Source organism: Bordetella sp. 15P40C-2 (assembly GCF_009763235.1).
GTDB lineage: Bacteria > Pseudomonadota > Gammaproteobacteria > Burkholderiales > Burkholderiaceae_B > Bordetella_A.
Genome location: NZ_WSJA01000043.1, coordinates 1 through 15,065, shown reverse-complemented (window position 1 = coordinate 15,065; position 15,065 = coordinate 1). Strand labels below are relative to the sequence as shown.

The 15,065-nt window shown below is 60.0% G+C and carries 13 protein-coding genes and 1 tRNA gene; 13 read left to right on the top strand and 1 reads right to left on the bottom strand.

Annotated elements, in window-relative coordinates; translation table 11 throughout:
* The first annotated feature begins 160 nt into the window (after nucleotides 1-160).
* From tyrS to GOQ25_RS17545, 13 genes are all read left to right on the top strand, one after another.
* A complete protein-coding gene (gene tyrS / locus GOQ25_RS17605; protein ID WP_160351791.1) occupies nucleotides 161-1,390 on the top strand; it encodes a tyrosine--tRNA ligase in 1,230 nt (409 codons plus the stop codon).
* 35 nt (nucleotides 1,391-1,425) lie between these two features.
* On the top strand, nucleotides 1,426-2,082 hold the full coding sequence (locus tag GOQ25_RS17600) for a YbhB/YbcL family Raf kinase inhibitor-like protein (RefSeq protein ID WP_160351790.1): 657 nt from the start codon (nucleotides 1,426-1,428) through the stop codon (nucleotides 2,080-2,082).
* Nucleotides 2,083-2,656: 574 nt separating this feature from the next.
* Nucleotides 2,657-3,904, top strand: a complete 1,248-nt coding sequence (gene glyA, locus GOQ25_RS17595; RefSeq protein WP_160351789.1) for a serine hydroxymethyltransferase — start codon at nucleotides 2,657-2,659, stop codon at nucleotides 3,902-3,904.
* A 119-nt stretch (nucleotides 3,905-4,023) separates the two neighbouring features.
* Entirely contained in the window at nucleotides 4,024-4,503 is a 480-nt protein-coding gene (nrdR, locus tag GOQ25_RS17590) for a transcriptional regulator NrdR (protein ID WP_160351788.1), read from the top strand.
* Nucleotides 4,504-4,580: 77 nt separating this feature from the next.
* Nucleotides 4,581-5,753 (top strand): bifunctional diaminohydroxyphosphoribosylaminopyrimidine deaminase/5-amino-6-(5-phosphoribosylamino)uracil reductase RibD, encoded by a 1,173-nt coding sequence (gene ribD / locus GOQ25_RS17585; protein WP_370519983.1) that lies wholly within the window; start codon nucleotides 4,581-4,583, stop codon nucleotides 5,751-5,753.
* A gap of 57 nt (nucleotides 5,754-5,810) precedes the next feature.
* Nucleotides 5,811-6,434: a riboflavin synthase gene (locus tag GOQ25_RS17580; protein WP_160351787.1), complete on the top strand. Its 624-nt coding sequence runs from the start codon at nucleotides 5,811-5,813 to the stop codon at nucleotides 6,432-6,434.
* Nucleotides 6,435-6,693: 259 nt separating this feature from the next.
* Nucleotides 6,694-8,610, top strand: coding sequence for a PrkA family serine protein kinase (locus GOQ25_RS17575; RefSeq protein ID WP_370519988.1), 1,917 nt, complete (start codon nucleotides 6,694-6,696; stop codon nucleotides 8,608-8,610).
* Nucleotides 8,611-8,622: 12 nt separating this feature from the next.
* A complete protein-coding gene (locus tag GOQ25_RS17570; protein WP_160351785.1) occupies nucleotides 8,623-9,885 on the top strand; it encodes a YeaH/YhbH family protein in 1,263 nt (420 codons plus the stop codon).
* A complete protein-coding gene (locus GOQ25_RS17565) occupies nucleotides 9,882-11,453 on the top strand; it encodes a SpoVR family protein (protein WP_160351784.1) in 1,572 nt (523 codons plus the stop codon). The genes GOQ25_RS17570 and GOQ25_RS17565 overlap by 4 nt, the downstream gene beginning before the upstream one ends.
* A gap of 124 nt (nucleotides 11,454-11,577) precedes the next feature.
* A complete protein-coding gene (locus GOQ25_RS17560) occupies nucleotides 11,578-12,540 on the top strand; it encodes a hypothetical protein (protein ID WP_160351783.1) in 963 nt (320 codons plus the stop codon).
* A 151-nt stretch (nucleotides 12,541-12,691) separates the two neighbouring features.
* The gene (nadC, locus tag GOQ25_RS17555; protein WP_160351782.1) at nucleotides 12,692-13,555 is read left to right on the top strand and encodes a carboxylating nicotinate-nucleotide diphosphorylase; all 864 of its coding nucleotides are present in this window, start codon (nucleotides 12,692-12,694) and stop codon (nucleotides 13,553-13,555) included.
* A 50-nt stretch (nucleotides 13,556-13,605) separates the two neighbouring features.
* Nucleotides 13,606-14,631 carry a tripartite tricarboxylate transporter substrate binding protein gene (locus tag GOQ25_RS17550; RefSeq protein WP_160351781.1) on the top strand — a complete coding sequence of 342 codons (1,026 nt, stop codon included), beginning with the start codon at nucleotides 13,606-13,608 and terminating at the stop codon, nucleotides 14,629-14,631.
* A 103-nt stretch (nucleotides 14,632-14,734) separates the two neighbouring features.
* Nucleotides 14,735-14,825: transfer RNA gene (locus GOQ25_RS17545), tRNA-Ser, on the top strand.
* A 78-nt stretch (nucleotides 14,826-14,903) separates the two neighbouring features.
* Here the strand turns inward: GOQ25_RS17545 and GOQ25_RS17540 are convergent.
* The coding region (locus GOQ25_RS17540) for a transposase (protein ID WP_160351780.1) at nucleotides 14,904-15,065 on the bottom strand (162 nt) is incomplete at its 5' end.

The following is a 15,065-nucleotide window of genomic DNA, read 5'->3' as shown; positions in this document are numbered from 1 at the left end:
AAAAAGAGCCGTGATGACAACAGTTGCGTATGATTAGCGTCGTATCCTATCCGATTCAGATAGAATTTTCGACTAATTTTCCGATACGTCGGAAAGTTTTACACGTTCGTCGCTATTATAAGGCTCACCGTAGCCCTCATCGTCGCATCTGGCCCTAATTATGTCCCAACCCGAAGCCCCCATCACCCCCGAAATCGAAGCAGATTTGCGCATCGCCAAACGCGGTTGCGACGAACTGCTCGTCGAGTCGGAATTCGCCCGCAAGCTGGCCAAGAGCCGCGCCACTGGCGTGCCGCTGCGCATCAAGCTCGGTTTGGACCCTACGGCTCCCGACATCCACCTGGGTCACACGGTGGTGCTCAATAAGATGCGCCAGTTGCAAGACCTCGGTCACAACGTCATCTTCCTGATCGGCGACTTCACCTCGACCATCGGTGACCCGAGCGGCCGCAACTCGACCCGTCCGCCCTTGACCCGCGAACAGATCGAGACCAACGCCAAAACCTACTACGCTCAGGCCAGCCTCGTGCTCGATCCCGAGCGTACCGAGATCCGCTACAACTCCGAATGGTGCGATCCGCTAGGCGCCCGGGGTCTGATACAGCTCGCCTCGCGCTATACCGTGGCGCGCATGATGGAGCGCGAGGACTTCACCAAGCGCTTCAAGGGCGGCGTGCCCATTGCCGTGCACGAATTTTTGTACCCCCTGATGCAGGGCTACGACTCCGTCGCGCTCAAATCCGACCTGGAGCTCGGTGGCACCGATCAGAAATTCAACCTTCTCGTCGGTCGCGAACTGCAGAAAGAATACGGCCAAGCCCCGCAGTGTGTGCTGACCATGCCGCTACTCGAGGGGACTGACGGCGTCGAGAAGATGTCCAAGTCCAAGGGCAACTACATCGGCATCTCCGAGTCGCCCGATTCCATGTTCGGCAAGCTGATGTCGATCTCGGACACGCTGATGTGGCGCTACTTCGAGCTGCTGTCCTTCCGTTCCATGGAAGACATCGCCGCCTTGAAAGCCGCCACCGAAGCCGGCGCCAACCCGCGCGACGCCAAAGTCGCCCTGGCGCAAGAAATCATCACCCGTTTCCACTCCGCCCGCGCAGCGGAAGAAGCGCTCGCGAACTTCCAGGCCCGTTTCCGCGACGGCGCAGTGCCCGACGACATGCCCGAAGTCAACGTATCTGGCGCACCGCTGGGCATCCTCAAGGTATTGCGCGAAGCTGGCTTGGTCGCCTCTGGTGCCGAGGCCCAACGCAATGTGGAACAAGGCGGAGTTCGTATCAATGGTGACCGCGTCGAAGACAAATCGTTGCAATTGACATCGGGGTCTTATGTGATTCAAGTGGGCAAGCGCAAGTTCGCCCGTGTTAACTTGGTCGGGTAGGCATACCCCCTCAGTTTCGCTGGAAGGAGTCCGACATGAAACTCTCGAGTTTGTCTTTTTCCGATAACGAGTCGATCCCGGAGCGCTACGCGTTCGGCAAGATCGACCCGCAGTCGCACATCGCTCTCGCGGACAACTGCAACCCTCAGTTCTCGTGGGACGACGTCCCAGACGGCACGCGTTCATTCGCCCTGATCTGCCACGATCCGGACGTGCCCTCCAAGCCCGACGACGTCAACCAGGAGGGTCGCAGCGTCTCCAAGACGCTGCCGCGCGTCGAGTTCTTTCACTGGGTACTCATTGACCTGGATCCGTCACTGCGCGAAATCGAAGAGGGCGCTTTTTCGAGCGGCATCACCCCGCGCGGCAAAGGCGGCCCCCTGGCCCCCAAAGAGGCCCGTCAAGGCATCAACGACTACACCAAATGGTTCGCCGCCGACCGCGATATGAGCGGCGACTATTTCGGCTACGACGGTCCATGCCCCCCCTGGAACGACGAGATCCCGCACCGTTACGTCTTCACCTTATACGCACTTGACGTGCCCAAGCTCGACGTACACGGCAACTTCAATGGCGAGGAGGCTCTGCGAGCCATGCAAGGCCACATCCTCGCTCAAGCCAGCGTGACCGGCATCTACACTCTCAACCCCGACTTGGCCCCGACCCAAATCGGTAGCCCGCAGGCAACGTAACCGCCAGCACGACAACGCCGCAGCCGTGACGACACGCCTGCGGCGTCGGACAAAAACTCCAACACGGCATCCAGGCCCTCGTCGGCCTAGCTCACAAGCACCCCTCACGCCGCCGCCCCCCGTACCCATCCTCTTGAACTACGTTTCTATGAGTCGCGGCCGGGCGCTGGGCTGTGGTGCCGGCCCGTTGAGCGGCGGGCAGTCCCCGAAGGGGACCGAGGCCCCTGCTCGTGGGCCGAGCCGCTGCGACAGGGCCGGCACCACAGCCCAGCGCCCGGCCGCGACGGCTAAAGAACCCAGCCTCCCGCAACACTCGCAGCCCTGCAGCCCAACACTCCAGAAATCGAGCTAGCGTCAACCGGCCACCCACCAACCGTCACCGAGCCGCTTATAAAAAAAAAACGCGCCCCAGCATGACTCCTTTTCACCCATAAGTTGAACCCTCCTCAACTTACTCCCCCCATCCCGCATTAAGCCCTAGATTTCCCAGCCATTCCCCAAAGCCCGCCCGTCCAAAGCGTTAAACTAACGGTCATCCACCCATCCCAGTTCCCTCATTACGCCAGGAAGCCCCATGTTTGACCGCAAACTGACCTTGTCCCAGGTTGACCCCGACGTCTGGGCCGCCATCGAGAAAGAAAACGTCCGCCAGGAACAGCACATCGAGCTGATCGCCTCGGAAAACTACGCCAGCCCCGCCGTCATCGAGGCTCAAGGCACCCAGCTCACCAACAAATACGCCGAAGGCTATCCCGGCAAGCGTTACTACGGTGGTTGCGAATACGTCGACGTGGTCGAGCAACTGGCCATCGACCGCCTGAAGGAAATCTTCGGCGCCGAAGCCGCCAACGTGCAGCCCAACTCCGGTTCCCAGGCCAACCAGGGCGTCTACATGGCCGTCCTCAAGCCGGGCGACACCGTGCTGGGCATGAGCCTGGCCGAAGGCGGCCACCTCACCCATGGCGCCTCCGTCAACGCCTCCGGCAAGCTCTACAACTTCGTTTCCTACGGCCTCGACGCCAACGAAGTCCTCGACTACGACCAAGTCGAAAAGCTCACCAAAGAACACAAACCCAAGCTCATCGTCGCTGGTGCCTCCGCCTACTCGCTGCGCATCGACTTCGAACGCATGGCTCGCATCGCCCATGAAAATGGCGCGTTGCTGATGGTCGACATCGCCCACTACGCCGGTCTGGTCGCGGGCGGCGCCTACCCGAACCCCGTGCCGCATGCTGACTTCGTCACCTCCACCACGCACAAATCCCTGCGTGGCCCGCGTGGCGGCGTCATCATGATGAAGGCCGAATACGAGAAGATCATCAACTCCGCGATCTTCCCCGGCATCCAAGGCGGCCCGCTGATGCACGTCATCGCCGCCAAGGCCGTCGCCTTCAAAGAAGCGCTGTCGCCCGAGTTCAAGCAATACGCCCAACAAGTCGTGAAAAACGCGGCGGTCCTGGCCGATACGCTCGTCAAGCGCGGCCTGCGCATCGTGTCCGGCCGTACCGAAAGCCACGTCATGCTGGTCGACCTGCGCTCCAAGGGCATCACCGGTAAAGAAGCCGAAGCCGTCCTCGGCCAAGCCCACATTACCGTCAACAAAAACGCCATCCCCAACGATCCGGAAAAACCCTTCGTGACCAGCGGCATCCGTCTGGGCACCCCGGCCATGACCACGCGCGGCTTCACCGAAGCCGATGCCGAACTCACCGCCAACCTGATCGCCGATGTGCTCGATAATCCGCGCGACGAAGCCAATATCGCCGCCGTGCGCGCCCGCGTCAACGAACTGACGTCCCGCTTGCCGGTTTACAGCAAGTAAATCGTCAATACGGCGGCGCGTCCACGCGACGCGCCGTCGCCCCCGCCCGATCCGTCACGGCGCCACGCGGCCCCGGCATCGTTACAATACGCCAACTGATATGGACAGGGGGCGCATTCATGAAATGCCCATTTTGCGGCAACGTCGATACCCAGGTGGCAGACAGCCGGGTATCTGAAGTGGGCGATACCATTCGCCGCCGTCGCCGCTGCCTGGCCTGCGACAAGCGTTTTACGACCTACGAACGCGTCGAGCTGGTCATGCCGACGCTGGTCAAGCGCAACGGTAACCGCAGCGAATACGATCCCGCCAAACTACGCGCCAGCCTGTCGCTCGCGCTGCGCAAACGCCCGGTCAGCACCGCCGAAGTCGACAGCGCCGTCGCGCGCATCGAGGAAACCCTGCTGGCCAGCGGGGATCGGGAAGTGCCTACCGAGCGCATCGGCGAGCTCGTCATGCTCGAACTCAAACGGCTCGACAAAATCGCCTACGTGCGGTTCGCATCGGTGTACAAGAACTTCGAAGACATCGGCGAATTCGTCGAAGCCATCCGCGAAATGCAAGGGCCTTTGTTGCCGGGCAAGTTGCCCCGCAAGTAGCCGCGATCGCGTGTAAGCGCCCTCGCACGCCGGTCGCCCGCACTCCCCCGATCGCGACCGCGCATACAATCTGTAGCGTGACTGCCATTACTGATACCGACGATATCCGCTGGATGCGCCATGCCTTGGCGCTTGCCCGCAGCGTGATGAATACCACTACGCCCAATCCCCGCGTGGGCTGCGTCATCGTGCGCGAGGGCCGCGTGATCGGAGAAGGCGCAACTCAGCCGCCCGGCGGCCCACATGCCGAGATCTGCGCCTTGCGAGACGCGAGCGCCCGAGGCGAGTCCGTGGCCGGTGCGACGATGTACGTGACCTTGGAGCCGTGCAGCCATTTTGGGCGCACCCCTCCTTGTGTCGATGCCGTGGTCGCCGCCCAGCCGGCGCGCGTGGTCGTCGCCATGGGCGATCCTAATCCCCAGGTCAATGGACGGGGTCTGGCCCGCCTGCGTGCCGCGGGCATTGCCGTCTCCACCAATGTCTGCGCCGATGAGGCGCTCGAAATCAACGCGGGCTTCATCGCGCGAATGAGCCGAGGTACGCCGTGGGCTTGGGTCAAAATGGCCACCTCGCTTGATGGCCGCAGCGCGTTGCATAACGGGGTGTCGCAATGGATTACCGGGCAGGCCGCGCGCGCGGACGGGCACGCATGGCGCGCGCGCAGCTGCATCGTGCTGACCGGCATGGGCACCATATTGAAAGACAATCCGCGTCTGAACGTGCGCGAGGTCGCTACGACGCGCGCGCCACGCCGCGCGGTGGTCGACGCCGCATTCGAGATCCCGGAAGACGCGCAACTATTCGAAAGCGCCCAGGCCGACGGCGTGGAGACCTTGATCTTCACCGCCAATACGGCGGCGGAACATTCCGATAAGGCCGCGCGCTTGGCGCAACGAAATGTGCGAGTCATTACGTTGCCTGAAGCGGAAGGGCCACGCGTAGATCTGCCAGCGATGATGCGCTGGCTGGGCAGTCACGATATCAACGAAGTGCATGTCGAGGCCGGTGCAGGGCTGGGTGGCGCGCTACTGTCAGCAGGATGTATAGATGAGCTGCTCGTCTATTTGGCCCCCGTGCTGTTGGGCGATGCCGCCGCGATGCTGCGTCTGCCCTTGATCGAGCACTTGGAGCATGCGCGCCGGTTTGAATTTGCCGATATGGTGCGCGTGGGCGCCGATTTGCGGCTGCGCGCGCGAGATGCGAATCGTTGGAATGCATTACGCCAAGCAATAACCTGCGCGGAAAATTAAACCTTTCTGTTTTTCAGCTTTTTCCGGGGCCTGGGCCCGAATTGAAGGAACACACACATGTTTACTGGTCTGGTCGCGGCAGTGGGCCGTATCTCTCATCTCGAACCGCTGGGTGATGACAAGCAGGGGGGCGTACGCTTGACGATAGACGCGGGCGATCTGGATCTGCGCGATGTCAGCATCGGGGATTCCATCGCCGTGCAAGGCGCCTGCATGACGGTCGTCGCGCTACAAGCTCAGCAATTCCAAGTCGATGTGTCTCGTGAGAGCCTCAACTTGACGGTGGGCCTGGATCGCACTGGCGAAGTCAATCTGGAAAAATCGTTGCGCGTGGGTGACCAGATCGGCGGTCATCTCGTATCGGGTCATGTCGATGGCATGGGCGAGGTCGTGAGCTTCGAACCGGTGGGGGAATCGCGTGAACTGGTGATCCGCGTGCCCGCGCATCTCGCCCGGTTCATGGCCTACAAAGGTTCCATTACCGTCAATGGCATCAGTCTCACCGTCAACCGCGTGATTGATCTGGACGCTGGGTGCAACATCAGCATCAACATCATCCCGCATACACAACTGGTCACGACATTGCGCAATGTGCGCGCCGGCGATCGCGTCAATCTCGAAGTCGACACGATTGCGCGCTATGTGGAACGGATGCTCGGCAGCAAAACCGCGGCGGCGTAAGCGACACAGACCGTTCAATCAATTCACCAAATGATGATTCTTTTACTTGATTGACGGAACTTGTTCCGCGATGCTATAGCCTAACTTAACACGGTCACGTTGATCCGCTCTCCAAACGCGTATGCCAAAAGCAACATATCGACATGACCCCGGGTTTTTCATGACGAGAAAGTTGTAGCGGCATTCGCGATTGGGGCACACAATGGGATGACGGACTTGTTAACCGACCATGCGATGTAGGAGGTTATCCGTGCATAACATCGTTGAAGGCTTCAAATCGCAGTATGCGCAGGATCAGGAAACCGAGCTGTCCCTAGAGGAGTATCTCGATCTCGTCAGAACTGATCCCATGGCTTATGCCAGCCCCGCGGAGCGGATGTTGGCAGCCATAGGAGAGCCGGAACTGATCGATACCCGCAATGACCCGCGGTTGTCTCGATTGTTCTCCAATCGCGTGGTGCGGCGTTATCCCGCATTCAAAGAGTTCTTCGGCCTCGAAGAGGTCATCGATCAGATCGTGGCTTTCTTCAAGCATGCCGCGCAGGGTCTGGAAGAACGCAAGCAAATCCTCTATCTGTTGGGCCCGGTAGGCGGGGGCAAGTCCTCCATTGCCGAACGTCTGAAAGTATTGATGGAGGCCTATCCCATTTATGCACTCAAGGGTTCCCCCATCAACGAATCGCCCTTGGGTCTGTTCCACCCCGATCGTTTTGGCGATACCTTGGAAAAGGAGTACGGGGTTCCCAAGCGCTATCTGAGCGGCATCATGTCGCCGTGGGCCGTCAAGCGCCTCAAGGAATTCGACGGCGATATCTCGAAGTTTCGCGTGGTGCGGCTGACGCCCTCGGTCCTGCGGCAAGTCGCTATCGCCAAGACCGAACCGGGCGATGAGAACAACCAGGATATCTCCTCGCTGGTTGGCAAGGTCGACATACGCAAGCTCGACCGGCACTCGCAAGACGACCCGGACGCCTACAGCTATTCGGGCGGCTTGTGCCTGGCCAACCAGGGCTTGCTCGAATTCGTCGAGATGTTCAAGGCGCCCATCAAGATGCTGCACCCGTTGCTCACGGCCACGCAGGAAGGCAACTTCAAGGGCACCGAGGGCTTCTCCGCGATCCCGTTCAACGGCCTGATTCTCGCGCACTCGAACGAATCGGAATGGCAGACCTTTCGCAACAACAAGCATAACGAAGCGTTCCTTGATCGTATCTATATCGTCAAGGTGCCGTACTGCTTGCAGGTCACCGAAGAGGTCGAGATCTACAAAAAGCTCTTGCGTAATAGTTCGCTGGCCAATGCACCTTGCGCGCCGGGCACGCTGGACATGATGGCGCAGTTCTCGGTGCTTACCCGCCTGAAGGAACCGGAGAACTCCAGCATCTACTCCAAGCTGCGCGTCTATGATGGCGAGTCGCTGAAAGATGTCGATCCCAAGGCAAAGGCGCTACAAGAGTACAAGGACTACGCGGGCACCGATGAAGGTATGACGGGCGTATCCACCCGGTTCGCCTATAAGATCCTGTCCAGCGTGTTCAATTACGATCAAACCGAGGTGGCGGCCAACCCCGTGCATTTGATGTACGTGCTTGAGCAACGCATCGGCCGCGAGGATTATCCCGAAGAGATCCGTCGGCGTTACCTGGATTTCATCAAGGGATATCTGGCCCCGCGTTACGCCGAATTCATCGGCAAGGAAATTCAGACTGCCTATCTGGAGTCGTATTCCGAGTACGGGCAGAACATCTTTGATCGGTATGTGACGTTCGCGGATTGCTGGATTCAAGACGAGGAATTCCGTGACCCCGAGACTGGCGAGAGCTTCGATCGCAGCGCGTTGAACGACGAGCTGGAAAAAATCGAAAAACCCGCTGGTATCGCCAACCCGAAAGACTTCCGCAACGAGATCGTCAATTTTGTTCTGCGGGCGCGGGCCAATAATGCCGGACGTAATCCGGCCTGGACCAGCTACGAGAAACTGCGCGAAGTGATCGAGAAGAAAATGTTCTCGAACACCGAGGATCTGCTGCCCGTGATCTCCTTCAACGCGAAAGCGTCGGCGGAAGATCGCACCAAGCATCAGAGTTTCGTCGATCGCATGGTGGAAAAGGGCTACACCGAGAAGCAGGTGCGTCTGTTGTGCGAATGGTATCTGCGCGTGAGGAAGTCATCCTGAGCGAGGTGAATCATGAATTCACTGATCGACCGGCGTTTGAATGGCCGCAACAAGAGTGCGGTCAACCGCGAACGCTTTCTCAGGCGATATAAAGACCAGATCCGCAAATCTGTACAGGATATGGTGCGCGAGCGGTCCATCGAAGACATGGACCAGGGCGGGGAAGTGAACCTGCCGGCTCGCGATATCTCTGAGCCGCATTTTCGGCACGGTCCCGGAGGCGATCGCGAGCTCGTCCATCCGGGTAACCGTGAGTTCGTCAAAGGCGACACATTCCAGCGGCCCAAAGGCGGGCAGGGCGCTGGCGGTTCCGAGCCTGGCGAGGGCGAGTCGGTGGATCAGTTCACCTTCAGCCTCTCGCGCGCGGAGTTCCTGACTCTGTTTTTCGAGGATCTTGAGCTGCCGCATTTGATTCGCATGCAACTCGGTGATGTCAACGAGAAGAAATGGCAGCGCGCGGGCTATACGACTACCGGTTCGCCCAGCTTGTTGAGCGTCAGTCGCACGCTCAAGGCGTCGCTTTCCCGGCGTGTCGCATTGACCGTGGCCGCACGCTCGGCGCTGGAAGCGGCACAAGCCAAACTCGATGCGGCGATCGCAGCCGGTGCGCCACGCGCCGAGGTGGATGCCCTGCGCGAGGAGGTCGAAGACTGTCGGCAACGCCTGGAAAACGTGCCGTTTCTCGACGATCTGGATCTTCGCTATCGCAACCGCATCGCTGTCACGCAACCCATGGCGCGCGCCGTCATGTTCTGCCTGATGGATGTGTCCGGTTCGATGGACGAGGGCAAAAAGGATCTCGCCAAGCGCTTCTTCACGCTGCTTTATCTGTTCCTCTCGCGCAAGTACGAACATGTCGAAGTCGTCTTCATCCGTCATACGGATAACGCCGAAGAAGTCGACGAGCAGACCTTCTTTTACGATCCCAAGAGTGGCGGCACCATCGTGCTTTCGGCGCTGGAGCTGATGAACGAGATTGTTCAGAAACGCTTTCCGCCCACCGCCTGGAACATCTATGGCGCTCAGGCCAGCGATGGCGATTCGTTCGGGGCCGATGCAGGCAAGAGTGCGCGCTATCTGGCTGAACACCTGTTGCCCGCGACCCGCTATTTCGCCTATATCGAGGTACCCGATTCCGCCGAGTCCCGTAAAAGCAGCCTGTGGGCGGAATACGAGCAGAAGAGCGCGCCGCATTTTGTGATGCGCAGGATCTGCGAACGCGGTGAGATCTATCCCGTGTTCCACGATCTGTTCAAGAAGGAGCCCGTATCATGAACGTCAACGCGCTCACCGGGGCCGACTTCCCGCGACAATCAACACCGTCGGCCAGACCGATCTCCGAAGGGTCGGAATGGACCTTCGAGCTCATTCAACGCTACGACGAGGCCATTGCCGAGGTGGCGCAGGAGTTCGGGCTCGATACCTATCCGAACCAGATCGAGGTCATTACTTCAGAACAGATGCTGGACGCGTATGCGTCGGGCGGCTTGCCCATCGGCTATCCGCATTGGTCATACGGCAAGGAATTCATCCGCAACGAGCAATACTATCGTCGCGGCATGCAGGGGCTGGCGTACGAGATCGTCATCAACTCGAACCCTTGCATTGCGTATCTGATGGAAGAAAACACCATGGCCATGCAGGCCTTGGTAATCGCGCACGCGTGCTATGGGCACAACTCGTTTTTCAAGGGCAACTATCTCTTTCGCCAATGGACCGATGCGGACAGCATCCTCGACTATCTGGTGTTTGCACGCAAGTACGTGATGGATTGTGAAAGCCGGTATGGGATCGATGCCGTCGAGGCCATCATCGACTCTTGCCATGCGTTGAGCCCGCATGGTGTTGATCGCTATAAACGCCCCATGCCGATCTCGTACAAAGAGGAAGCGCAGCGACAGGCTGAAAGAGAGGAACACGCGCGGCTGCAATACAACGACCTGTGGCGCACCTTGCCGCGCGTGGAACCCGACCTGGCGGCCGAGAAGCAACGCAGCGTCTTTCCGCCAGAGCCGGAAGAGAACCTGCTCTACTTCATCGAAAAGCATTCCCCCAAGCTGGAACCCTGGCAAAAGGAACTCGTGCGCATCGTGCGCAAGATCGCCCAGTATTTTTATCCGCAGGGGCAGACCAAGGTGATGAACGAGGGCTGGGCCACGTTCTGGCACTACACGATCTTGAACCGTCTGCACGAGAAAGGCTTGGTCAACGATGGCTTTATGATGGAGTTCCTGCAAAGCCATACCAATGTGGTCAGTCAACGCGGTTTCGACGAACGCGGTTACGGCGGGATCAATCCCTACGCGCTAGGCTTTGCGATGATGCAGGATATTCGTCGCATCTGCGAGGCTCCCACGGACGAAGACCGTAAATGGTTTCCGGATATCGCGGGTAGCGACTGGCGGCAAACGCTGGACTTCGCGATGAGAAACTTCAAGGATGAATCGTTCATCTCGCAATACCTGTCGCCCCGGTTAATACGCGAATTCCGCTTCTTTGCGATCGCGGACCATGAGGCCAAGCCCGTATTGGAGATCGCCGCGATTCACGACGACGAAGGCTACCGGCAAATCCGTAAACTGCTCGCCGAGCAGCACAACCGGGATAACCATGTCCCCGACATACAGATTGTGCGCTATCGCCGCGAGTCCGATCGTTCGCTGGTGCTGCGGCATCACCGAACGCGTGGCCGTCCCTTGGCCACCGAGGATGCGGATCAGGTGATGAAGCATCTGGGACGTCTATGGGGGTTCAAGGTGCGCCTGGAGGAGACCGAGGGCGATGGCAAGGTCATTGCGTATCGTGAGGTGAACGCCGCAGCCCCGTATCGCGAGGGCTTATAACGCCGTTGCCACGGTCGCCAGACAACTTGAGCGTATCGGCTCCGCCTATAATTCAGGCCACGTATCAGCCTCGCATCATGGCAGGGTGAAGATTGCTGTTGTTGTCTGTCCTGCGGAGTGGATATTGCCTGAACCCTTAGAAAACGTCGTATCCGCCGAGCTCGTGGCCGTCCTGGTTGCTGTGACCCGAGGCGAGCCGCGCGTCCTGGTGCGCTCGGGCGAAGGCAGTCTGGACACGAAGGTGAAATACGACGGCCTGCCATCGGGCGCGTTTCAACCCGGCCACCGCTCCCTGCAGGCCGGTATGCGCGCCTGGGTCGAGGCGCAGACGCATCACCCTCTAGGCTATGTCGAGCAGCTCTACACGTTTGCGGACCTGGATCGCTTTGACGAATCCGGGCCGCGTGCTATCTCGGTCAGCTATCTGGGCCTGACACGGGAAACCGATGCGTTAACCGGGTCGCGCGCCGTATGGCACGATTGGTATCGCTATTTCCCCTGGGAAGATCATCGCCGCCAGGAACCGGCTGTGCTCGCCGAGTTCATCGTGCCGCGGCTGCGCGCGTGGGTGAGTGGCACCAGCGATGCGACACTACGCGCCACGCGCGAGCAACGCCTGGCCGGTGTATTCGGGCTGGATGGCGCGCCGTGGAACGAGGACATGGTGCTGCAGCGTTATGAGCTGATGTATGAAGCCGGTTTGGTTCCAGAAGCCGAACGCCATACGCCCTCGGCCGCGCATGACGCGGTGCCGGGCGAGCCCATGCGCACCGATCATCGCCGTATTCTGGCCACCGGCATCGCGCGTCTGCGCGCCAAGATCAAATATCGTCCCGTAGTCTTCGAACTCATGCCGGCGGAGTTCACCTTGCTACAACTGCAGCAAACCGTCGAAGCGCTGGCGGGACGTGATTTGCATAAGCAAAATTTCCGGCGTCTGGTGGAACAACAGAATCTGGTCGAAGAAACCGGCGGCATGGCCGCAGCGGGTGCGGGCCGGCCGGCTAAGCTGTTCCGGTTCCGGGGCGATTTATTGACCGAGCGGGCGATTTCGGGAAGCAAGCTGCCCTTATCGCGACAGGCCTGAACACGCAGTTGATGCCTGCGGTGAAGGGGCGTTTTCCTGCAGCCTCGCATTGCACTGCATCATAAAAATTGCTTGACAGGTATTTATGCTCAAAATTAGCATAATCCTCACTTCGCCTGATGGCCATTTTTTTGACCGATAAATACTCAAAATGAGCATAACCACGATTTCGCCCGTCCCGCCGTTGCCGCGTGTGTTGTTGGAACCTCTGGTACGCGATGCACTACTCGAGGATCTGGGTCGAGCAGGTGACATCACTACCGATAGCATCGTGCCGGCCGACGCCATGGCGCAGACGCGTTTAGTCGCGCGCCAGGACGGTGTCTTGGCGGGTCTGGATCTCGCGCGCATCGCATTTGAACTGGTTGACCCGCGCATCGAGTTCCGTGGGCTGCTGGCCGATGGCGCGGTGTTGAAACCCGGCGTGGAGATCGCGACCATCAGCGGGCCCGCGCGTGGCATGTTGACGGCCGAGCGCGTGGCGCTGAATTTCCTGTGCCATTTGAGCGGCGTGGCCTCGGCCACCGCGTCTATTGTGCAGGCCATCCGCGAGTATCGGGCCAGGGTCACCTGCACGCGCAAGACCATCCCCGGTCTACGCGCCGTGCAAAAATATGCGGTGCGTGTCGGCGGTGGCAGCAACCATCGCTTCGGGCTGGACGACGCCGTGCTGATCAAGGACAACCACATCGCCATCGCCGGTGGCGTGCGTCAGGCCGTGGAGCGCGCACGCGCCGCGATTGGCCATCTGGTCAAGATCGAACTTGAAGTCGATACGCTCGAACAGCTGCGCACGGCGCTGGACCTCGGCGTGGAAGTCGTGCTGCTGGACAACATGGGCCCCGACATGCTGCGCGAAGCTGTCGCCATGGTCGATGGCCGCGCCATCACCGAAGCCTCTGGCCGGATTACGCCGGAAACCGCGCCCGCGATCGCGGCAACCGGCGTGGACCTGATGGCGATCGGCTGGCTTACGCATAGCGCCCGTGTCCTGGATATTGGTCTGGACAGCTGACTATCGCCTTGAACGGCTAAGCGAATAGCAATGCTTTTTGGCACACCGAAATGAACAAGCGCTCGTATTTCTTTCGTGGCATCCTGCTCGTGGTGGTCTCAGTGGTACTGGGTCTGATCGTGGTGTTCTCGCATACAGGCCATGTGTCCGCCAGCGCGAATTCGAGTTCGACCACGACGGCGTTTCCCACGCGTCCGCTCACAATCATCGTGACCTTTCCCCCGGGTGGCGGCACGGACCTGCTGGCGCGCAAGCTGGGAGCGCTGATTCAGCAGCGCCTGGGCCAGCCTGTGGTCGTCGAGAATCGCCCCGGTGCGAGTGGAAATATCGGCGCGCGCGCGGTGGCCGAGGCCCCGGCAGACGGCCATACGCTGCTGATGGTCAATAGCTCCTTTGCGATCAATCCGGGGGTTTACGGTCATCTCGGTTTCGATCCGAAAAAGGACTTTCAGGCGGTGATCAATGTCGCCTTTGTGCCCTCGGTGCTGATCGTGCCGGAAGCGTCGCGCTATCACTCGCTGGCGGATTGGATCCAGGCGGGGCAACAGCCTGGAGCCCACTTGGCGACGGCGTCCTGCGGCAACGGCACACCGCAACATCTGGCGATTGAAATGTTGATGTTGCGCGCCGACGTGCCGGTGCAGCATGTGCCGTATCGTGGTTGCGGGCCGGCGCTTACCGATGTGCTGACAGGGCAGGTACCTGCGGGCGTGGTCACCGCGTCCAGCGCGGCACCGTTTCTAGCGGCGGGCAAAGTGCGTGCCCTGGCGGTCACCTCGCCCCAACGTTCCACGCTGATGGCGGACGTGCCCACGGTGGCGGAGCAGGGCCTGCCCGGCTACGAGCTGGATCAGTGGCATGGCCTGCTCGTGCCCGCCGGCACGCCCGCCGAGGTCGTGGCCAAGCTGAACCGCACGGTCGCGCAGATCATGAAACAACCGGATGTGCGGCGCGATCTGTTGAAAATCGGCTTCAGTCCGACCACCAGCACGGCCGCGGAATTTCAGTCGCTGATCGGACAGGACATCGATCGCTTTGCCGCTCTGACCCAACGTATCGGGCTTAAGGCCGATTAAACCTCTCGGGCGCTACCGCAAGCGCGGCAATTCTGCTAGAATCGCGGATTCGCATTTGCCGTATGTGTGCCCGCCTGGGTCACAGGGCAGATCGTCCAGATCAGGACAGGTGGCCGAGTGGTTGAAGGCGCACGCCTGGAAAGCGTGTATACGTGATAAGCGTATCGGGGGTTCGAATCCCCCTCTGTCCGCCAAGAACATTTTTCCCCTCTACCCCATAAACGGGGGATGACCATTCAGGCTCTACCCCATAAACGGGGGATGAGCATTCATCAGCCCCGGTTAATCACACCGTTCCAACCGCACTGAGCCAAGACTCTCATGCGGTAGTTCTCAAAATTTCTGAACCCAAACGCCCGGCGCGAGAGCATTTCCATCTTCGTGTGAAAGCCCTCGGTAATCCCGTTGGATTTAGTGAACCGCCACATCCGCAC

What these genes read in the sequence shown, in the direction of transcription:
- GOQ25_RS17580 (WP_160351787.1), top strand. Translation starts at nt 5,811, where the DNA reads ATGTTTACTGGTCTGGTCGCGGCAGTGGGCCGTATCTCTCATCTCGAA.
- GOQ25_RS17600 (WP_160351790.1), top strand. Translation starts at nt 1,426, where the DNA reads ATGAAACTCTCGAGTTTGTCTTTTTCCGATAACGAGTCGATCCCGGAG.
- nrdR (WP_160351788.1), top strand. Translation starts at nt 4,024, where the DNA reads ATGAAATGCCCATTTTGCGGCAACGTCGATACCCAGGTGGCAGACAGC.
- GOQ25_RS17550 (WP_160351781.1), top strand. Translation starts at nt 13,606, where the DNA reads ATGAACAAGCGCTCGTATTTCTTTCGTGGCATCCTGCTCGTGGTGGTC.
- glyA (WP_160351789.1), top strand. Translation starts at nt 2,657, where the DNA reads ATGTTTGACCGCAAACTGACCTTGTCCCAGGTTGACCCCGACGTCTGG.
- tyrS (WP_160351791.1), top strand. Translation starts at nt 161, where the DNA reads ATGTCCCAACCCGAAGCCCCCATCACCCCCGAAATCGAAGCAGATTTG.
- GOQ25_RS17570 (WP_160351785.1), top strand. Translation starts at nt 8,623, where the DNA reads ATGAATTCACTGATCGACCGGCGTTTGAATGGCCGCAACAAGAGTGCG.
- nadC (WP_160351782.1), top strand. Translation starts at nt 12,692, where the DNA reads ATGAGCATAACCACGATTTCGCCCGTCCCGCCGTTGCCGCGTGTGTTG.
- GOQ25_RS17565 (WP_160351784.1), top strand. Translation starts at nt 9,882, where the DNA reads ATGAACGTCAACGCGCTCACCGGGGCCGACTTCCCGCGACAATCAACA.